This window comes from Flammeovirga sp. SubArs3, from assembly GCF_947387565.1.
Lineage (GTDB): Bacteria > Bacteroidota > Bacteroidia > Cytophagales > Flammeovirgaceae > Flammeovirga > Flammeovirga agarivorans.
This window is the reverse complement of sequence record NZ_CANDOA010000016.1, coordinates 84,293-105,708: the sequence shown is the minus strand read 5'-3', so window position 1 is coordinate 105,708 and position 21,416 is coordinate 84,293. Positions and strand designations below refer to the sequence as shown.

12 protein-coding genes are annotated in these 21,416 nt (G+C 35.0%); 2 read left to right on the top strand and 10 right to left on the bottom strand.

Features of this window, described 5'->3' with window-relative positions; genetic code table 11:
* Window positions 1-41: 41 nt before the first annotated feature.
* Window positions 42-818, top strand: a complete 777-nt coding sequence (locus QL232_RS26295; RefSeq protein WP_281616396.1) for a hypothetical protein — start codon at window positions 42-44, stop codon at window positions 816-818.
* A 45-nt stretch (window positions 819-863) separates the two neighbouring features.
* Here the strand turns inward: QL232_RS26295 and QL232_RS26290 are convergent, their stop codons facing one another.
* From QL232_RS26290 to QL232_RS26270, 5 genes are all read right to left on the bottom strand, one after another.
* On the bottom strand, window positions 864-1,256 hold the full coding sequence (locus QL232_RS26290; RefSeq protein WP_281616395.1) for a hypothetical protein: 393 nt from the start codon (window positions 1,254-1,256) through the stop codon (window positions 864-866).
* A 430-nt stretch (window positions 1,257-1,686) separates the two neighbouring features.
* Window positions 1,687-2,067, bottom strand: coding sequence for a hypothetical protein (locus QL232_RS26285; protein WP_281616394.1), 381 nt, complete (start codon window positions 2,065-2,067; stop codon window positions 1,687-1,689).
* Window positions 2,068-2,208: 141 nt separating this feature from the next.
* Window positions 2,209-3,192, bottom strand: coding sequence for a TQO small subunit DoxD (locus QL232_RS26280; RefSeq protein ID WP_281616393.1), 984 nt, complete (start codon window positions 3,190-3,192; stop codon window positions 2,209-2,211).
* Between the two features lie 94 nt (window positions 3,193-3,286).
* Entirely contained in the window at window positions 3,287-4,117 is an 831-nt protein-coding gene (locus QL232_RS26275) for an AraC family transcriptional regulator (RefSeq protein ID WP_168882842.1), read from the bottom strand.
* A gap of 120 nt (window positions 4,118-4,237) precedes the next feature.
* The gene (locus tag QL232_RS26270) at window positions 4,238-4,612 is read right to left on the bottom strand and encodes a hypothetical protein (RefSeq protein ID WP_281616392.1); all 375 of its coding nucleotides are present in this window, start codon (window positions 4,610-4,612) and stop codon (window positions 4,238-4,240) included.
* Between the two features lie 210 nt (window positions 4,613-4,822).
* Here QL232_RS26270 and QL232_RS26265 point away from each other — a divergent pair, with 210 nt between their 5' ends.
* Window positions 4,823-5,341, top strand: a complete 519-nt coding sequence (locus tag QL232_RS26265) for a GNAT family N-acetyltransferase (RefSeq protein WP_168882840.1) — start codon at window positions 4,823-4,825, stop codon at window positions 5,339-5,341.
* Window positions 5,342-5,727: 386 nt separating this feature from the next.
* On the opposite strand, the gene QL232_RS26260 is transcribed toward QL232_RS26265, so the two are convergent.
* The 5 genes from QL232_RS26260 to QL232_RS26240 all read right to left on the bottom strand — a co-directional run bounded on the left by QL232_RS26260 (window position 5,728) and on the right by QL232_RS26240 (window position 21,107).
* On the bottom strand, window positions 5,728-7,455 hold the full coding sequence (locus QL232_RS26260; protein ID WP_281616391.1) for a hypothetical protein: 1,728 nt from the start codon (window positions 7,453-7,455) through the stop codon (window positions 5,728-5,730).
* Between the two features lie 129 nt (window positions 7,456-7,584).
* Entirely contained in the window at window positions 7,585-15,153 is a 7,569-nt protein-coding gene (locus QL232_RS26255) for a S8 family serine peptidase (RefSeq protein WP_281616390.1), read from the bottom strand.
* 11 nt (window positions 15,154-15,164) lie between these two features.
* Window positions 15,165-16,595, bottom strand: coding sequence for an FISUMP domain-containing protein (locus tag QL232_RS26250; RefSeq protein ID WP_281616389.1), 1,431 nt, complete (start codon window positions 16,593-16,595; stop codon window positions 15,165-15,167).
* On the bottom strand, window positions 16,595-18,007 hold the full coding sequence (locus QL232_RS26245) for a RagB/SusD family nutrient uptake outer membrane protein (RefSeq protein ID WP_281616388.1): 1,413 nt from the start codon (window positions 18,005-18,007) through the stop codon (window positions 16,595-16,597). Before QL232_RS26245 ends, QL232_RS26250 begins: the two co-directional genes overlap by 1 nt.
* A 10-nt stretch (window positions 18,008-18,017) precedes the next feature.
* The gene (locus QL232_RS26240) at window positions 18,018-21,107 is read right to left on the bottom strand and encodes a TonB-dependent receptor (RefSeq protein WP_281616387.1); all 3,090 of its coding nucleotides are present in this window, start codon (window positions 21,105-21,107) and stop codon (window positions 18,018-18,020) included.
* Window positions 21,108-21,416 lie beyond the last annotated feature (309 nt).

Genomic DNA, 21,416 nt, shown 5'->3' with positions numbered 1-21,416 from the left:
CTTTTTCAGTACATTAGATAACCAAACAATACACTCTTCCAATGAAAAACATTACTTACATCACCTTTCTAATCATCACATTATTTTCTTGTGATAATCAAAATAAGAATTCAGATCAAACATCGAGTCAATACACACAAACGGCTAACTTAAAGAAGCAAGGCCTTATTAAAAGCTATTATGATGTCGATCAGAAAAAAATCAAAGCAGAGGTAAATTATAGTTCAAAAGGTGTAAAAGATGGTTGGGCCAAAACGTATTACGATAATGGTCAGTTGTGGAAATCAATTTTTTATATTAATGGTAAGAAAGATGGTATAGTCAAAGAGTTCTATAAAAATGGAACCCTGTATAAGGAAGTATTATATGAAAATGATATTCTAACGGAAAGGAAGTTTTTTTATAGCGATGGAAAAGTGAAAGCTATTATTCCTTACATGGGAGGGAAGTTAACTTTTGGAACGGAAGAGTATTCTAAATCAGGGAAAAAGTTATCTAAATATCCGAAGGTCTTCGTAAAGAAAACTTATCCTTCATCTTCCCATGATGAGGTAGTACTAAAGTTGACGTTATCTGAAAAAAGGAAAAACCTGAAATTTTATGTCTGTTACCAAAAGGAAGATGTACAGTGTTTAGACTTTAAAAAGCATCAACTGATAAAAGCAGAGATGAAGGATCGTGAAGGTAGGGTGTTATTGAAATTACCAAAAGGAGCGAACATTCAACATAACGTACAAGTGATTGCTGAATACGTCACTTACTCTGGGAACAAGAAACTTGAAAAAATCAATTACAATCTAAATGTAAGTAGTACATAAAAAGAAAGTCTCAAACCTTGTTAGATGGTTTGAGACTTTTTGATTTTAGAGTATTTCACCCCTAGTAAAAGCAATGGATTTTCTGTTCCCTTGAATATCTCTATAGAAGACTTTTACTAGTTTTTCCGTTAGTTCTAATTCTGCGGGAAATTGTTGCCTCTGTTCTTTAAATGAAAGTATTTTATTGTTGTTACCTTCATCAACATTGATAGTAAAGATCAATTGTTTTTTTCGATTATAGGCGGAAAGTTTATACTCATCGGATTTTACATGAGTTTTGAAAATCGTTACACCTTCATGTACATTTCGAACCAATACATTGCCTGGTTCAGAGAGTTCATCAACGGTAACGGGGACATTAAATTTACTTGTTTTTTTGTTTTGTGCAGTACAGATTATACTAGTTAGAATAATCATTAAGGTCAAAATAGACTTCATAAAAAGTTGTTGTTAATTATTATTCATTTATGATGGAAAATACCTTACCAATTTTCATAATTACAATGCTGTATTGAATAAAAAATTAGTAAGTCTTTCTCTAAGAGAGTATTTATTTTATTAGTAATTAATATTTATCAAGCATTTATTAGACCCTATAAATTTATATAATTATTCAATGTCAAAAAAGGATTGATGATAGTATAATAAGTGTATCGGTTACAGTATTATATCCCTTACTTTTACATATATGTTAGTATGAACAGTGTAAATGAAATACATTACTCTTATTCGTTAATCAGAAGTGATGTATTCACAAGCTGAAATCTAAATAAACTTTAGAGCAATTTAATAAGTAGAAATCGACAAACATCCTTCTTCAGAATTGAGGAAGGATGTTTTTATATATTCTTTTGAGATTGTGTTTCAATTAATCACAATGAATAGTAAACCCTTCATATTTTACAGGATTTAAAATCATTGAACGGGTATATTCTCCCTCTAATGAATCAGTACAGTTGAACATCATTCCACTAAAAGTATAATTAATAATGCCATTGTCTTCCACTTGACTTAAACTATCTCCAGAGATGATTTCTGTAGAAATGATATTTGAATTGAAATCTATGATTTGAGAACGATACTCGTACCCACCGCCACTGTAAAAGGCTAATTCTTTTGTCAGAATTTCTTGACGGTTATTGTCTTGATTTACCGTTTGATAAAAAACATCTAGAGGGGTAGGCTCATTACCACCTGATCCACATGAAAAGAGGAGTAAACTAACGATATATATTAATATTTTTTTCATTATATCACAATCTTTAATTGGTATCGCAAAGTTCTGAAAATTAATACTCATTCGTTAGATACATGGTAATTATTCACCAACATTCACAAAGCTTTTCATAGGCAGGTGATCCTTCAAATAGATAATGAATAAATATCAAATTTAGTGAATTGTAAATTCTCGACCACTGATATCGACAAGCATGACTCCATGTGTATCTTTGGTGGCAAATATTGAAACATTGGCTTTTGCTCCTAATGGGAATACTATACTTTGGGAATTAAAGTTGGCTTTATTGATATAATAGTTGTGTAGACTTATATCCTCTTTATTTTTACTCGATAAGTCAATTTCCTTGATTTTGTTTTCTTCAGAATCTAATAAAATCACTTTTGTGATAAAAGCTCCATAGGTTTCAGGGCCTTTGTCCCTTAAAGCATCAAACGAGACAATATTTCCTTCTTTATGAAAATTGTCAAGAACAAAATCTGGTTTCGTTGAGTAGTTATGTAAATTTCCCAAAACACCTCCATGTAATAACTGATTCGTACCCATTACATACAATACAGCTACGGTTGAAAAAGATAAGATAATGGTCTTATAATATTTACTATTTAGTAATAGATTGGGGGCAGTTGTATAGAACCAATACTTGTTTTTTGGGAGTGAGGGATACTTGGTATTGAAATAATTATCTAGAGAATAACTTCCACTTCCAAAGAGTAGCATAACACCGCCTACAGTAGTTAATAAAGAGGCAATTTGCCATTCATCTAAACAAGTGGGGCCCAACCAACCCGCAGTATGCATTAGTCCAATTCCTAAAGATGCTAATAATAACCCTGTAAATCTAGATGCAAAACCCACAAGAAGTAGAATACCAACAATTAATTCCGAATAGGTAAATACATATGTAAACCAATTCATTTGTATTGGATTCTCTACCAAATAACCAAGCATAGCTTTAAAAGGGCCATTAGCATGTGGGAAAAAGGTGTTGATTTTATGACCAATCCACATTGGACTGTCGAAATCATGTTTTGCAGGGGCAAGGATAAGTCTTCTTAGTACAGCGGATAGAAATAGCCATGAGGTAACTAGTCTTAAGGGTAGGATTATACCGCCTACTATTGATTTGGATTTCATAAATTAATAAAGTTTGAGTTTTTAAAATTAGGTGATACAAAACTCAAACTTTTAAACTTATAAATTGGTGACAGGATTTCCTTTCTGATGCACACTATTTCCCATATTTCTGTTTAAAGGCAGAAGGAGTCATTTCTTTATGTCTTTTAAAGAACCTATTAAAGGTTTGAATATCAGAGAACCCTAAATCGAAAGCAACTTCTGAAATTGTACAACTTGAGTATTGTAATAATCGTCTGGCTTCTAGTATGCGTCTTTCTTGAATAATTTGAAGTGGTGCTTTGTATCCATTCTTAGAAAATACATTCGATAATGTTTTCGGACTTTTGTGTAATAAATCAGCATAATCTGCTACTGTGAAAAGTTCTTTGAAGTTCTTCTCAACCAGGAAAGTAAACTGTCTAATAATATCCATATGCCCTTTTTCTATTTCATGGATATTGTTTTGACTTTTATAATTTCGCGTACAAACAATAAGTACTTGTTTCATTAATGATTGAAGCATTGGCATATGCAAGTACTTTTTTGAAGACATTTCGACAAGCATCATTTCCCATATATATTTTAATGCATTTTTGTCATCGTCATCTAACGAAAATTCGGGTAAGTGTTTAGCACCAAAGAAAAGTATTCCTTTACAATCCACATCACTATCATGTTCAACAATACAGTAGAATGATCTATTGAATTGAAACATTTTTGCTTCACCCATTTCCACTACTTCTATTTTATATAATTCTGTAAAAGTAATGACCTGATCTTTCTTAAAGTGATAAGGAACACTATCAATATTTAGCCTTGTGTTATCGTCTTGGAACCAAAGAACCGTTTTTTCTGTATCAAATTTTTCTTGTAGTATATGATGATTGTCTTTTGTGATCAGTTCAATTCTTAAGAACTCATCTAATCTTCCTTCAACTTGCATTGTATTATTCTAGGATAGGTTTTGATTGATGAATTTAGTATAAAATTTAGAAACAAAAAAAGCCTGGCATTGAACTGTCAGGCTTTTTTAATACAAGTGTCACACTGTTTGATAGTAATATTATTTTGACTCGATATGCTTCCAGAATTCTTGGTTAATCTTATTGATTTGTTTCCAATCTTTTCCCGTAAGCTCAGAGATTTCTTTATTAATTTTCTTTGAGTGATTTTGAATTTTAGCTTTTGATTCTTGTTGTGTTAGATCACCATCTTTTGCTAACTTTTTGTAGTGTGCAACATGTGTCATTACATCCAACCTTAAATCATACAACTCAGTTTTTTGACTCTCAGACAGACCCCACTTTTCACCAACAAAGGCAATATACTCTGAAGTGTTCTCTCTCTGCCAATCTGTAGGGGCAGGGACATCTTGTGCAAAAGTGCTGAAAGAAAGTACTGTTAATAATAAGCCTAGTAAAGTTGTTTTCAAATTCATTTCAATGAGTATTTTAAATTATACTTTAATAAAAATCTATGATTGTTTCTTGAGTGTAAATATGACTATTAAAAATTTTTTAAGCTATTTATTTCTATTTAGTGGTAAAATATAGCTTAGTTTAAGTCAAAATATGGCTAGTGTGGATTTTTGTGGTGAACAATTTATCAATTTGATTACTTTTGCAGCAAACTAAATTAATAAACAGAAATGACTTCCAAGGTAATCATTGCACTAGCGAATAAATCAGAATTTAAGGAGCTCGGAGAATTAGTAATTAATGTCTATTCAAAATTAGAGGGCTTCCCTCAGCCCGATGTCTATCCTGATTATTACTCTACTTTGGCCAATTTCGGAGAATTAGTAATTGATCCATCAGTAAAAGTTTTTAAAGCGGTATATAACCAAGAAATTCTAGGTATGGTAATCTATTTTGATAATATGGAATTTTATGGTTCAGGTGGAACTGCACCAGAAGAAAAAAATGCTGGCGGTTTTAGGTTATTAGCTGTAAAAGAATCTGCTAAAGGTAAGGGAGTAGGTCGTTTATTAATAGAACATTGTATATCCCTAGCCAAGGATAGTCAACATCAAAATTTAATTATACATTCTACTGAAGCCATGAAAACAGCAAGGAAAATTTACGATAAATACGGTTTCCAACGGGCAGTAGATTTAGATTTTTTACATGATGGGTTAGATGTTTTTGGTTATCGACTTTCTTTGTAGTACATAATTGTTTACATCTATTTGCATTAACTTTATTTGTACAACTTTTAACGATATTTTAAAGAGATTTTACGTACTACATAATACACATTAGCTTATTATCTCATCAAAAACATCATTAGAAGTGGAAATTCTTATCTCAATAATATTATTTCTGTTTGTTGCATTAATAGGTGTTTTCTCTATTGCAACTCAATCGAAACATACCATTAGTGCTTTAGGCATAGTAGGGGGTATCATTGTTGTATCAATGGTTATTACTAAAATTTGTATGTGGTGCATATAAAAAAGGAACGATAACCAATGGTTATCGCCCCTCTGTTTGCAAGTAAATTAGCAATTAAGATAAAATTGCTAGCTTAATCCTATTTATTTTTCGACTATAATTATTCACATGAAGTGATGGTAGAGTTATCTACAGTTGTGAAGTCAGATACACCTTCAACTCTTTCGTTGAAAATGATATCTCCATACATCTGTAAACCTTCTTCCTTATTGGTGATTACATCATTAAACGAACACCAGTTTGTATAAGCTTCTGCTGGAGTTTCGATGTATACTTTTAATCCACCCCAACCTAGGTAGTCGATCATATGAAGACCAACAAACTCATCTTGGATTCTTAATGGTGAATATTGACCACCAAATTCACCTGTACCAGATAGCTGTGTAAGCATACCAAATACTTCAAACTTATCTAGTTTTACTGTAATATAATCTATAGCTACATTCACTACGCTTTCAACATTATTAAATGCATCCATACTCAGTGTTGCATCCGCATCATCAAAGTTTTCAACAGCAAAGAAATTGATGTTATATGCCTCAGTTAATGCATTGAAGGCTGTGAAAGTTGTCAATTTTGGATGAGATTCGATATAGATAGTACTATAACTTCCAACACTTTCTAATTTATTGAAAGCATCAATTGCAGTTAAAGATTGGTTGCTAGCGATAGTTACACCGCCGCCAACTTCAACAAGTTCTTCGAAAGTAGTTAAGTATTCAATACCAGTAGATTCACCACCAAAACCAATACCAACACCGCCTCCGCCACTGTTGTTGTTAAACTGTAACTCATTACCAATAGTCATTAACTTTGGAACTTCAAAAGTTGCAAGCTTTGCATTGTTGTTTACATAGAAATTACCATCTACAGATAATAATTCTGGGCAAGCAAGAGTTGCTGTTTCAGAAAGACCTGTTAATTCTAAATCACCATGTACCTCAGTTAATGCATCCAAAGTAATTGTAGCATCACCAACAGCGTTTAATACCATATCATTATTTACGGCAACTAATCCAGTTAAATCGAAAGATGTGATATAGGCTTTTTCAAAATATCCACCTTCATCTTCTCCAGAAATAAAGCTGTCCACATGTAATTTATCATTTACATATGCTAAAGCAGGAACTTCTAATGTAGCTAGCTTACTGTTGTTTACTACTGTAAATTCTCCACCAATAGACTTTAGCTTGTCCATAGTAATACTAGAAAGTTCTACTTGGTCAACTACCAATAACGAACCACCGATATTCTCAACATTCCAGTCTAAAGTTTCAATATTTGATACTTCAACATTACCACCAACAAATACAACATCACTTAGAGTTGATAATACATTGGTACTGTTTAAATACACATCACCAGAGATGATTTTATAGTTACCTTCAGCAAACATAGATACATCATCAGCTGTAGCGATATTACCCCACCATACTTGAGCTTCACCACTTACTAAGTCTTCAACGGCATCAATCATATCGCTGTTACCATCTACTTTATCTTGTAAGGCTTCAAGTTGAGCTAAAACATCTGCGATATCTTCTTCGTCAGCGTTAGTTTCTTGAAGTGTTTCTAACAATAATTCAAGTGCTTCAATATCTGCGATTAAACCTGATAAGTCAGAGTTGGCATCGGAAAGTGTCGTTAGTTGTAGGTAGATGTCTGCAAGTGTCTCTTCTAAAGAAGCTGCTTGTTCTTCGCCAATACCATCTAATCTGTTTTCAATGCTTTCAACTCTTTCAGTTAAACTATCTAAATCTGCAGTTTCAGAAGTACAAGCAGTGAACATAGAAGCCGCTAGAACGGACATAAGAATTTGCTTTCTCATAGTAATAAAAAATTTTCGATAAAATGTAAAGTAGTATACACCTTTGTGGTAGGCGGTGTTGATACCTATATATTTAAAAAGTTAAAGAGGTGAGGAGTGGGGTAGAAAACCCCATCTCCTGAGTACTCCTTATTTTTTCAAGACTTTCAAGATCTCTTGATCTTCTCCGTTCATCAACATCTTATAGAGGTACATACCACTATTTTGATCTTGTAAATTAGAAGGGATAAGATGAGGACCTGCTGGAAGTCGTTTATTCAAGATTTGTTTGATTCTCTGACCTTGAATATTGAATAGTTGAATATCCACCTGTGTAGATTCTTCAAGTTGTAATTCAATATTTGTGATATCTGAAGTAGGGTTAGGATATACTTTAACAGAGAACTCTGTTTCACCATCTATATTAGTGATAGAACCTTCAACTATCACATAGATAAATTGGTAACTAAATCCTCCATTAAAGTCATCTGCACCATAAGCCAATACTGCGACACCTTCTTCTTTCGGGATAATGATCACTTCATCATCACCGTAGGCTACTTCAACAAATTCTGGATGGAAGTTTTGAACGAAGTATCCTAATTGGTCGTTATCTGGATCCGTAACATTGGTTGGTAGAGAAATCATTTCCAAGTCACCAAATGTTGCATTCATAAATAACTCTGGAATTACTGCAACAACAGGAGGTCTGTTTGTATTCTCTACTAGAAGCTTCAATTGATGTACCTGTTTAGCTCCTAAATCATCCATGACAGATACTTCAAATTCATATTCTCCGGCATCTTCAAAGCCAGGAGTAAGCACAATCTGAGCAATACTATCATTGATCATTTCCATCTTACCAAAATGTAAGGCTGTATCAATATCGAAAGTAAGTACTCCACCTTCAGGGTCAGAAGCCATAAGGTTAAATGTGGCTTTCTCATTTTCTTTAGCATATAAGTACTCTTCAATTTGATCTGGAGTGTACTTAAAGATGGGCTTCTTATTGCCATCAATAAAGAAGTTTACATCTTCATTTCCACTAAATGGATCGTTAGATGAGATTCTTGTTACTGCTAAATAGTTACCATCTGAAATTTTAGATAAGTCAATAGTACTTTCTAATACTTGTTTAGAGTTTGGTGCTACAGTGCCAGATACTTCATCAATACTAAACCAACCATCAGGGGCAGTTAAAGTCAATGCTCTAGTTTTCCAGATTCTCTGTTGGTAAGTATCATAACCCCATGAATCACCGCCATCGAAACTTACAAGGTGATCGTTAAAGTCATAATCATCTGTATAGTCTAAATCAAAACCAGCGTTAAAGTATCCTGGAGGATGGTGAACTACTACCCAATACTCATCGTTCGATTCAAGGAAAATAGGTTCTTCTAATGCCAGTAACATCCATTTCGCACCTGAAGTAATGTCAAGAGTAAAGTTTTCTAAACCAACCACTTCACCTTCTTCTGGAGAATCGCCACCTTTTATTACCTCTACTCTTACGGTGTAAACTCCATTGTTGATATAATCAACATTAGAACGAATATGAGTAATTAAGAATCCACTTTCTGAGGCAGTATATCTTGTTGCTACCGATGTAGGTTGACCACCCAATGACGCCCAATATCCTTGTGCATTTTGATCATTATTATGTTCGTATGTTAATGAATCTGCAAAAACAGGAGATTCATCATTTCTATCATAATCCTGACCTTGAGTAAGTTTATAGATAATTTCAGCATTAAATTCTAATGAAGAATTACCCCTATTTTCAACTACTATCTGATGAGTTTCACTTTCTTGTCCTTCAGCTTTGATTCTTACATCTTCAGTATCAACTACTAAAACTGGAGGGTCAACTAATTGGCCCGAAATCTTCGTGTTGAATGTTTCTCCATTGGCTACCCAAGTGATATTATCTGATAGAGTTGTCAATTCATTAGGAGAATAAACTAAGACTAATGTATCAGTAGACATTGGAGCAACATCAATAGGTGTATACAAGCTTCCTGAACTACTTGTAACCAATCGGCTACCATTCATCAAAACAAACTCGTAGTCTAAACCTTTGTTGTAGTGCAATTCAGTTACTTCAAAAGGTTTTGTGCCATTGTTTTTGATCATCATCGTATCGTAATACGTAATATCTTCTTGGTAATAACGATTACCCATTGCAATAGCATTATCTACTTCTGGAGAAGCTTCACCAATAACGTTGATTTCTACAGGAATCTCTACTAATGAGTCAGCAAAGCTACTGTTAGAAAGTAATTTTAAGGTATCAAAATACTGTCCATCAAATAAGCCTGATGCACTGAAACTAACATCAAAAGTTTGTGAATCTCTATTGTCTAATCTTCCTTTTGCTGGAGGTGTGAATGTAATGATTCTGTGATCGTCAAATGGTACCTCATAAATAGATTCCCATTCAACTCCGTCTCGGCCTAAATCGATAACATATTTTTCATCGCCACTCTCTAAGCCAAAGTTGAATTCACCATCGTAAGTATCAACATCTTCGTATACAAATTGGATACGACCGTCTTCATGTAAGATCGCTTGGAAGTTGGCAGAACCACCAACACTTTCTCCCCATGAGTGGATCATCATGTGCCATTCGAAGACTACTTTATCATCATATTTCTTGATATAAAGACCACTGTTTTCTACTACTTTGTTGACTGTAAATAGAGCCCAATGTGGAGCAATTAATCCACTTTGAGAGTCTTCATTTGTGAAAATAGGATGGGTGTTGTTAGTTCCTACTTGTGGTTCTTCAATAGCAACAAAACCATTTTCATTCATCCATGCTTTCAAGTATTCTTTACCGAAGTAAGAGAACTCAAATGGAAGATCAATTTCATAGTAAGCATCTGCTTGTACGGTTACATGGTTTTCTTCAGCCACAATACTAGTGTACTGATATTGCACATATCCGTATTCATCTTCTTGTGTATCTACAATACCATATTCAAAAGCATTGGTATCTGCTGCAGCCACTGTAGAATAATCTAATTCTTCAAAGCTAAAGCCTCCTCTTGCTAATAATGTATACCATAGGTCCTGATCATCCGACTCATTCGAAATCTCAAAAGATTCTGTTGTCATTTCACCAGATTTTATATTGATTTCAATGCTAGCTACATCAGCAGTAAGGTTAGGGCTTTCTAAAGAAATACCTTCTAAAGTAATTTCAGTTTCCTCACCGTTAGAGAATACCATCTTAGTGGTCTCGCTATCATTTCCTTTTGATAAAGGATTGTAATTTACCAGAATCTTATTCTCTGATTGAGGAGCTACCCAATAAGGTAGTTCCAAATCATGACTAAATGGATCATTAAGATTAAATGAAGTGATCTCAACACCTTTACTACCATCATTTGTGATGATAATTTCTTCTTGGTAGCTAGCATTTTCAGTCACAGAACCAAAATCTACATCCTCATTATCAAAGTTGATATCTTCTTCTCCATTCACTGTTAAGTCTATATCTAACTCAGTGTAAGGATCGATACCATTATTGAAAACAAATAATTTATTTCTGTGGACACCATCAAAAAGGTTGAACTCTTTGTGATTTATGATTACCTCTAACTCGACTTCTTCACCAGATAATAAAGTACCTTCCGAAGGTGTGACAGATTTAACAAATGGTTTATTCTCATGTCTGTTAAAACGGATCACTAAGTTATCCTTAATCGGAGATACATAGTCATGTTCTTTCTTGTTCTGCGTACGATCTTGAATTGTAATACCATAGTCTTCTTCCATATTTTGGAAACCAACTAAACCTTGTTTGTAGGTTTCAAGACCTTCAACATCTTTGTAGCGGTATTCAAAATCACCATTATCAAATAATACAATTTGTAAGGTCATTTCACCATCATCAGCACCATGGTCTCTTACTTTATGGTATTGAACAATAAAGCGATCACCTTTACTTTCATAATAGATTTCTCCACCACTAATGCCAGTTTTAAAATCTACCATCGGATCAAAGTTGAACCACATAATTGCCATACCACCTTGAGCAGAATTGGTATATGGGAAGCTGAAATCACGGGTTAAACTAGTCCATAGTTTACCGAAACCTACTACACCATCTGCATTGATATTGATATGATTATAAGTACCATCAAAATATGGGAAATCCATATCCATAGGGATATCTAATGCATTATTATAACCTTGTGTGATATGTGAAATAGGAGTACCTGTACGAGAGATATCTTCGAAAGCACCTTCCATAGGGCCATCAGCTTCGTCAGAGGTAATGTAAGTATACATTGAAGAAACTCTTCTAGGATCATCTACATCACTAGCAGGATAATTACCATCATTGAACATTTCTCTGATATCATATTCATTACCAGAATACTTTTCATACAAGTCAGCAGGAATATGGTAAGTCAAAGGATAATCTCCAGTATTAGATAATTTTACTGTTACAGTCGTTTCATCCTCTTCTTCATAATCAACTGTTTCCGTTAAGTTGGTAGATGATAAAGTTGCAATAGAAGGAGATGCACAGTTTGCAGTAACTAATAGCTCTACGTCACCAATGTTTGTTTCAAGCGTGATTGTTCCTTGTTGCATACCCACAGACTGAGGCGTATAGCTAAACGCTAATTTTCCTTCGTTTTGTGCTGTGATAAATGTAGTATCATCCAAGATCAATTCTACACCGCTAATTGTTGATGTACCATCATAGATTTCGAGATTACCATAACCAGAGTTTTCAATCTCAATTTCATGATACTTCTTAACACCAACAAAGCAGTTTTCAAGTGCATTAATTTTTTCAAATTCTAAATCTGCCGTTTGACCTTTTACCATTAAATCCACATAAATACTTGCCGCAGGATAGTTAGGATCATTAGTGTAAAAACCAATTGCACTTTTGTGTAAACCATTCACAAGTGTACTAGGATCTAACTTCAACAAAGGATTACTTGTCGAATTCGGTTTTACAACTCCTTCATGAGGATCTAGATATACCCATGCACCATCATTACCAGTACTTAATGCTCGAACTTTTAAGTAGTAATATACCCAAACAGCTGTATTTTGTGCATTTTCAAAAGTTCTACCTGAATTTCTAGATACCCAGAATGTTTCTCCTGGCCAAGTTCCAGATAAGTTACAAGTGATAGGATATTGATCACCGATAGGGTGATGCATCACAATCCAGAACATTTCACCATCTTCGAATCTGAAATTTCTTGTTAGAGGGACTTCAATCCAACCTAAAGTTGAATCTTGAACCATGTATTCTTGCGTATGAATAGTTTCCGCCTCTGTTGGTTTTGTTCCTCCTTTTCTAATCTCGATGATAATTGGATCATCAGTATTAGTAGCATAAACAAAGGCCGCAACATGAGTTAAGTTGAATGTATATCCTCTTGTTACTTCAAAAACAGTAGCATGAGAAAAACCAACTGTAGTAGGAGATTCAACACCTAATACATTATCAGGCCATTGATCCCAATCATAATGTAATCCAGATCGGTAAATACCAATTTGTTTTAAAGTATCAAACTGTTGATCTCTTGTTAAAGCTTTACTAACGATATTGGTAGTGATACCTTCATTGTTAGGGGAAGCATAACCTATTTGAGACTTTTCTTCTGCTTTGTATAAAGTAATATGAGGTAACCCTTTCTCATCAAAAGAAATTTTATTCTTTGTATCGACAACGAAGTTCACCTTTGCCAGATACTCATCTAAGCTTTCTTCAGGGATATAACCATAGTTCTTAGCATAAGAAGTCCATTCTAAAGTACCATTCTTAATATTTTTGATGATCACTGGCTCTTCTAAATAAGCCTCTTTAGTTACATCTATTTCTAGAATGATAGAATCTTGCTCTAATACTAGGCGAGGAGCATCTGCAGTTGTAACTTTTAGAATATTTGAACGCTCTGATAGATTTCCCCATTTATCCATTGCTTTAACAATGAAGTAAAAATCTTTCTTCTCTCTAGTGTTTCCGATACTTAAAGTAAATTCTTCTCCCGCATTTAAAGCGTTTTCAAATACGTAAGGAGTGATATTTTCATAAGTATCTTCAGTTAGTTCAACATCACTAAACCAAACTTGGAAGTGTGATGGTTTCTCATCATCCTCATCAGTTGGTACTTTCCATGAAACATCAAATGAATCATGAGAAATGTTTTCTGCATATAATTGAGGAGCATTTGGACGTTTATCAGCATTAACTGATAATGAGTTAACAGCATTGAGTACACCTCTACCCACTAAGCCGTTCCAATACTCATGCATATCACTTTCAAACGGATCTGAGAAGTCTACAATTCTCTGTTTTAAATCCTCTGGAGTGAAGTCATCACCACCAAATTGAGAAAGAACTAATGCTGCGACACCCGAAACATGTGGACAAGCCATTGATGTACCTTGCATAAAAGCATACTTGTTACCTGGTACAGTACTTAATACACCTTCAATTTGTGTTTCGAATAATGAACCACCTGGAGCCATAATATCTACCCAAGTACCATGTGTTGTATATCCTGTAGGATGATTTGATGCTTGAGAAGCTGCTACAGCAACAACATTATCATATCTAGAAGGCCAAATCTCATGATTTTCTCCAGTATTACCTGCAGAGAAGAAAACGATACCGCCTTTCATTGGAGAACCTTCATATTGTCCGGCCTCTGCAATAAAGTAATCAATTGCATCCAAAACTTCTTGCTCATAATATCCAGTTGATGTATAAGACCATGAGTTTTGAGCAATCACAGCACCATTATCTGCTGCATAAACAAATGCATTAGGAACACCAGTAGAAGAACCTGTTTGAAGGAAAATTTGACAAGACATCAAGCGAGCACCCGACTCTTTTGAACCATCACCACCTGCTACACCACCGACACCAATGCCGTTATTGTTTCTTGCAGCTACTGTACCTCCAACGTGAGTACCATGATCTGTTGCTGAAGCATTACCTCCAGAAACGAAATTATAACCATTGATATCATCTACATAACCGTTTTGGTCATCGTCAACACCTGGTTCACCGTTTGCCTCTGCTTCATTAACCCACATCGCATCAACTAGGTCGTCGTGAGTAACGTCAATACCACCATCAATAATGGCAACAATAACATCATTTGTACCCGTAGTTGTTTCCCATGCTTTGAACAAATCGATATCGCTATCTGCTGTACCGATAATATCACCATAGTTTTCATAATGCCATTGCTCATGAAGAAAGGGATCATCAAAAGGCATGGTATTTTGTACTCTTTGGCTAGAAGAAGCGGTATGAGGTACTAAATTGTTAGGCTCAACATAATCTTTCGAATAAACTGGTTTTACAATTTCTGCAACTCCAAGAGCCTCATATTGATTAATCATTGCATCAGTAGAGATGTTTTGATCAAAACGGACTTCATACCATTGATGAAGCTCATATTCTCTATGTTTTGCTTCATGCTTTGGAGAAAATGGGAATAAACGTTTGAATGTTTTTATTCCTAAATTACTATTGAAATTGTCAATTTGAGTAACACCAGTCTGATCAATCTGTTGATTCATTCCTGACGTTTCTATCGTCTTAAATTGACGTATTGTTTCTTGCGTAAACTTAATTCTAATTTTTCCTTTTTCAACAGCAGGTTGCTGTGAGAAAGAGGGGTGTATTAAACACATTAGAGTACCCAGAAGTAATAAAAATCTATTTAACATAGTGATTAGGTTTAGCGTTGGATGTCTCTAATATATCTTACTGATAATGCGTAGTAAGGGATAAAAATCGCGATACCTACTAATGGACCATCATTGATTTGGAATGCCTGAGGGTATTCATCATCTATAGTGGCACCGTCACTTAGTCTTACCCAGTAACGTCCCATTTGTTCTAACTGACCAAATTCTGGGCTGTTTCTGTATTCCGGCATTTCGAAGTAACCTGCTAACTCTAAGTCAACACCACTTTCGCCACCTTTTCTTAATGCATCGCCAGCATAACTTTGTCCGTTAAAACGTTCTACTAATGACCACCATTCATCGTAAGATGGGATTCTCCATCCTTCAGGAGCAGACAATGCTGCGGCATTATAACTATAAAGTTTACCGTATTTCCTTCTGTCTTCATCCGATGAAACTATATGACCTGTTTCGTTGATAGCTTCCGCTGCCTGGCCATAATACCAAGCAGCTTCACCTACATAAGCATCGAAGTCATAGTTTTCAGCCATCCATTCAACATTACCAATTTTGATGGTTTTGTATGTTTTATTATCTCGTGCATCTGTCCAAGAACTGTGGATACCGCCAAATGCGATGATCACAGTATCTTTGTCAGAATAATCACCATGTGATACGCTCCATTCTAAGTGATATTCTTCATTTTGATTACCAGTGAATAAAGAATTAGGAAGTTCTGGTGTGATGACATTTCCTCCTTCACCTTCGATAATTCTCCACATTCCTGCTGCACCTTCTTGGTGATTGGCTTGCAAAGTGAAAAAATAAGGAGCTTCTTTTGTGATGATACTTAAATTATCTTCACCAGCATCCGCCTGTAAACTATCGAATGTAACAGTTACTTCATCACTTACTTCTTTAGACCCATAAGTATGAGTATAAGCTATTGTATAGGTATGGTTGGGAAGACCTACAAATTCGGCATTTGGGTCATTGACATCACTAAATGAACCTGTAGAATCTTCTCCAATCATATGCCAAGTTCCAATAGCACCATACTTTGCGGAATCCGCTTCTAAACGAAGAGTAAAAGAATTAGATATTGTATCTGGTAGGATAGTATAAATTTCGTTTTTCATGGGTAGGAACCCGATATCAACCCAATCAGTTGCGTAAACACTTCCTTCTCTAAGTTCCCACTCTAAAGTATACAATTCACCAGGCTCTCCTCGGAAAATAGTGCTAGGAGAGGCGGCAGAATCCAAACTGCCACCTACACCTCTGACTACTTTCCAAGAACCAGTTTGTCCTTCAAACAACTCGGTTGTTGCGATTTGAGCCTGATAGCCTTCATTTACCAATTCAAGTTGATCACTCCCAGCATTAGGAAAAAGCGAAGGCAAAGCCTCTTCCTTACTGCAGTGCGTCATCAGTAGGATGGCAAGCAAACCACTGACAGTATATTTATTTAGTAATTTCATTAATAACCTTGGTTTTGGTTTTCCTCATTGATTTCAGTATTCGAATCGATTTCGCCTTGTGGAATTGGGAAAGTTAATCTGTAGTAATCATTGTCTTCAGGTCCAAAGTTCCATTTTGCCCAATGTTGACCTTCTCTAACAAATGCTTGATTACGTCTCTTGATATCAAACCATCTGAACCCTTCACCGAAGAGTTCTCTACGTCTTTCCTCAAGGATTACATTAACCAATTCTTCTCCAGAGGCAGTAGGTTTAACGGCGCCTCCGTTGGCTCTTTTCATTACTTCATAAACTGCTTCGATAGCGGCTTCATCGTTACCTAATTCAGCTTCTGCTTCAGCTTTAATTAAGTACATTTCAGAAGCTCTAATTTTAATCATGTGTGCATTTCCCAATGCTTCATTATGACCAAATTTTAATATGAGGTAGTTATCAGCATCAATCGGTTCATAGAAGGTGAAGAACCCTTTTCTGATATCCGCATCATCGAACTTGTCTAAGAATACTTCATCTGCTCTAATTGAAGAATAACCATATTCAGGCCAGTAGAAAGAAGGTAATGAAAGGTAGATATTGTTATCTGTTCTTGTGTAATCCAGATAAAAAATGGCTTCTGGATTATTGTCAAATAACATAAATCCACCCCACATTTCTTCTACTGTCATCAATGATAGTCCTGTATAGGCTTGTTCTGCATACTCACTGGCTTTTTCCCAGTTTTCTGTAAGGAGGTATGTTCTTGCTAATAAAGCTTGAGCACCTCTTTGATCTAAGAATCCTTTATAATCAGATTCTGTCATATTTTCTACTGCATAAGATAAATCTTCGATGATTTGATCGTAAACTTCTTGTGTAGAAGCTCTACCAAAATCTTCATCTTCAGCAGCCGCTGGAATTGTTCTTAAAATAACACCATCACCTTCCGGAGCTTTATGGTAACTGTCTGCATACATTTGAATTAAATGAAGGTAACAGTAAGCTCTTAAAGCTTTTGCTTGTGCAATTAATTCTGCTTTCTCAGACTCAGTTGCTTTTGGAATATTTGGTGTATTATGGATGATCATATTGGCGTCATAAATCACTTTATAGCCTACAGCCCAAGGGTTGGTTACCCATTGGTAGTTAGCCAACATTTCCATTTGATATACTGAAACGAACCACCCCCAGTTGTTATCAGAGTTTATCATCAAGTCTTCACCCATCACATCATTCATGATTGGTACATAAAGACCATCAAAATAAGGAGAACTCAATTGATCGTATGCTCCAACTAAAGTAGCTTTTGCATTATCTAATGATTCAAAAGCGACATCTGGAGAAACTTCTGTAGAGGGTTGGTATTCTAAAAATTCGGAACATGATGTAGCACCTAACATCATAACCGCTATGAAAATTTGTTTGATATATTTCATGATATGATGATTAAATGCCAAAGTTGAATCCTATAGAATAAGTAGCAACACCTGGTACATTATCGTTCGTAGTACCGGATAATGCTTGTTCTGGATCGAATCCATTGAATTTAGATAATGTCCATAAGTTCTCACCAGAGAAGTACACTCTTAAGCTTGAAATATGAATCTTTTCGCAGGCATGTTGAGGTAAATTGTAACCGAAATTCACATTCTTAAGACGCAAGTAATTACCATTTTCAAGGAATCTTGTAGATGATAAATGTCCATTGTCTTCATTGTTTACAATATATCTTGGTACATCTGTATACTTATTATCAGGCGTCCATGCATTGGCTGCATCTTGTGCTAAGTTATAGCCAGGGTTTGCACCATCATGCATATTTTTAGCATAATCAGAATTGTAAATTTGACCACCAACACTGAAATATAATAAGAATGAGAAGTCAAAGTTTTTATACTTGAAAGTGTTGGTTAAACCGCCATACATAGTTGGTAAGGCAGAACCATTGACTACTCTATAAGCATCCTCATACTCACTTGTTACCTGTCTTCCTGAACCATTCGGGTCTTCAAATGCTGACTCTGGAGCTTCGGCATTTTCATCATGAGTATTTTCCACGTTTACATACCACATTGGCTGACCTGTTTCAGGGTTTACACCGGCCCACTCTCTTAAGTAGAAACTATACCAGCTAATTCCTTCTTTTAATAAGTAATTACCACTTACTAATTGATCTGCGCCTATGTTCTTAATTTCTGACTTGATATTCGTAAGGTTGAAATCAGTTGTCCATGCAAAATCACGTTTTAAGATATTTTCTGTATGAAGTGTGAATTCAAAACCTTTGTTTTCCATATGACCGATATTGGTTAATACCGATCCAAAACCTTTAGAGTAGGAGATAGGTTGAGCATATAATAATCCATCAGAATCTTTGATGAAATATTCTCCTGAAACACTTATTCTTGAGAAGATAGAGAAGTCTAGACCGATGTTCGTTAATGTCATTTTCTCCCATTGTAAGTTAGGGTTTTCTAACTGTACTGGAGTCATACCTGGTGCATCACCGTAGTTACTACCTAAAGTATATAGTGCTAGATAGTTGCCATCGCCAATCTTATCATTACCAGTTAAACCATAACTACCTCTTAGTTTCAATTCATCTAGCCAATCAACAGTATTTAAAAACTCTTCTTGACCAAGTCTCCATGATGCACCAACCGAAGGGAAAACACCAAACTTATTATTTTCACCGAAACGAGAACTACCATCTGTACGAACGGAAGCATTAAGGTAATACTTAGAGCCAAAATCGTAAGATGTCTGTGCAAAGAATGATAACAAACTTCTGTTACTAGTATATGAAACCGCTGCTTCTGGTTTGGCACCAATACCTAAATGTGGATTACCACCAATACCAAAGTCTGTAGATTCTGCATAAAGACCATCACTATTTACAGAGTAAGTTTCTTGACCACCCATTACTGTAAAGTGATGTCTTCCATAACGATTTTCCCATGTTAAAACATTAGACCAGTTTAAGGCCATACTTTGATCATGAGATTTAGAACCACGGCCATTCACACCCGATCCATTACCATGTTCTGGATTGTAATAAACTACACCATTTGAAGAGTTGTAGTTAATTGAACCTGTAGTTTTGAAGTTTAAGTTTTTAGTAAAATCAAATTGTAAATAAAGACTCGACGATATGTTGTTTCCTTTTGTGTTATAGATATCTTTTTCAATTAAACCAATAGGGTTAAAATCTAATACCGCTGTGTTGTACCAATTGTATTCCCCATTTGGTAAATAAATAGGAGTGGTAGCATTAATAATTTCTACTGCTCTTACAGGGTTTGCACCTGCTGTGCCATTTGGCTGTGAATTTTGAGTATAAAAACTAATTGTATTGTTCGTTCCTACTTTAATAAAAGGAGTGATCTGATGATCTAAATTGATACGTCCTGATACTCTATTAAAATCCGTTCCTTTTACATGACCTAACTGATCAAAGTATCCTAAAGAAAGGAAGTAATTCGATTTTTCCGTAGAGTGACTAAATCCAATATTATAGTTTTGAATTTGTCCTGTTTGATACAATGCATCTCTCCAGTCAGTGTCTTGTACAATCTTAGCCCCAGACAAAAGGTTACCATTATAATCAAATGGGTTTTCCATATCATATGGATTCCATCCTGATATAGCTTCTACATTCTCTTGAGCATATTGTGCTGACTCTTGTTGTGTTTTACCATTCAAATAGAATTGGTTATTAAATAAACCATTCCATGTTTGTTGGTAATAATCCGCTGAGTTCATTAGTGGAGTTCCTTCCGACATTAATTGAGTAACACCTACTTGTGCATCAACAGTTAGTCTAGAGTGATCTTCTTTCTTACCAGCTTTAGTTGTAACGATAATTACACCATTTGCAGCTCTAGAACCATATAATGAAGCTGAAACAGCATCTTTTAATACAGTCATAGATTCAATGTCATTGGGGTTTAATGTACCAATACCATCGTAAGGTACACCATCAATTACATATAAAGGTGATGAGCTTGCACTCATTGAACCTACACCTCTAATACGTACTGTTGGACTTGAACCAGGTTGACCTGAACCTGAATTCACTTGTACGCCTGAAGTAGATCCTTGCAGTGAACTTGCAGCTGAAGCTACGGGTCTAGCTTGTAAAGACTCTCCAGAGATTGTTTCTGCGGCACCTGTAAAGGCCTTTTTGTCAGATGTACCGTAAGCAACTACTAACACTTCTTCAAGTTGTTTAGAGTCACCTTCGAGAGTTACTTCGAAATAAGATTTTGTTCCTACTTCGATAATTTTGTCTTGCATTCCAATAAATGAAAAATGAAGCTTATCAGTTGCTTTATTTACCATTAATGAAAATTCCCCATCAATATTGGATGTAGTTCCGTTGGTTGTACCTTCTATCCAAATACTCACCCCTGGAAGAGGTTCGTTGGTTGCTGCTTCCATAACAACCCCTTTAATTTGGGCTTGCTGTGCATGCACATCAACATAAAGACAGACGATAAATAACAGGAACATCCAAAATAGTTTTCGTTTGTTCATGTGTCAGATTGATCGATTAAAACTTAAAATTGAATTGGTGTCTGATCTCAATACTTCAATAGTGATTGATGCTTGCAATTAATGTATTGATTCTGGATTATTTGTAAATGATTGAAAAGATTAGCAAGTCATATGTAGAATTTGATGTCTCATATGATTTGAGACGCGTATCAAATCGTACAATACATTGATCTATAAACTCTTATGATGTTTTATAGCGCTTTGGGAAATACGGATATTTAAATGGATTCTAACGATTTGATGAGTTGTTATTTATGAAAAAATCACTTTTTGAGCGTCAAGTTTATG

Coding starts and splice junctions, on each gene's coding strand:
- QL232_RS26295 (WP_281616396.1), top strand. CDS start 42: ATGAAAAACATTACTTACATCACCTTTCTAATCATCACATTATTTTCT.
- QL232_RS26290 (WP_281616395.1), bottom strand. CDS start 1,256: ATGAAGTCTATTTTGACCTTAATGATTATTCTAACTAGTATAATCTGT.
- QL232_RS26285 (WP_281616394.1), bottom strand. CDS start 2,067: ATGAAAAAAATATTAATATATATCGTTAGTTTACTCCTCTTTTCATGT.
- QL232_RS26280 (WP_281616393.1), bottom strand. CDS start 3,192: ATGAAATCCAAATCAATAGTAGGCGGTATAATCCTACCCTTAAGACTA.
- QL232_RS26275 (WP_168882842.1), bottom strand. CDS start 4,117: ATGCAAGTTGAAGGAAGATTAGATGAGTTCTTAAGAATTGAACTGATC.
- QL232_RS26270 (WP_281616392.1), bottom strand. CDS start 4,612: ATGAATTTGAAAACAACTTTACTAGGCTTATTATTAACAGTACTTTCT.
- QL232_RS26265 (WP_168882840.1), top strand. CDS start 4,823: ATGACTTCCAAGGTAATCATTGCACTAGCGAATAAATCAGAATTTAAG.
- QL232_RS26260 (WP_281616391.1), bottom strand. CDS start 7,455: ATGAGAAAGCAAATTCTTATGTCCGTTCTAGCGGCTTCTATGTTCACT.
- QL232_RS26255 (WP_281616390.1), bottom strand. CDS start 15,153: ATGTTAAATAGATTTTTATTACTTCTGGGTACTCTAATGTGTTTAATA.
- QL232_RS26250 (WP_281616389.1), bottom strand. CDS start 16,595: ATGAAATTACTAAATAAATATACTGTCAGTGGTTTGCTTGCCATCCTA.
- QL232_RS26245 (WP_281616388.1), bottom strand. CDS start 18,007: ATGAAATATATCAAACAAATTTTCATAGCGGTTATGATGTTAGGTGCT.
- QL232_RS26240 (WP_281616387.1), bottom strand. CDS start 21,107: ATGAACAAACGAAAACTATTTTGGATGTTCCTGTTATTTATCGTCTGT.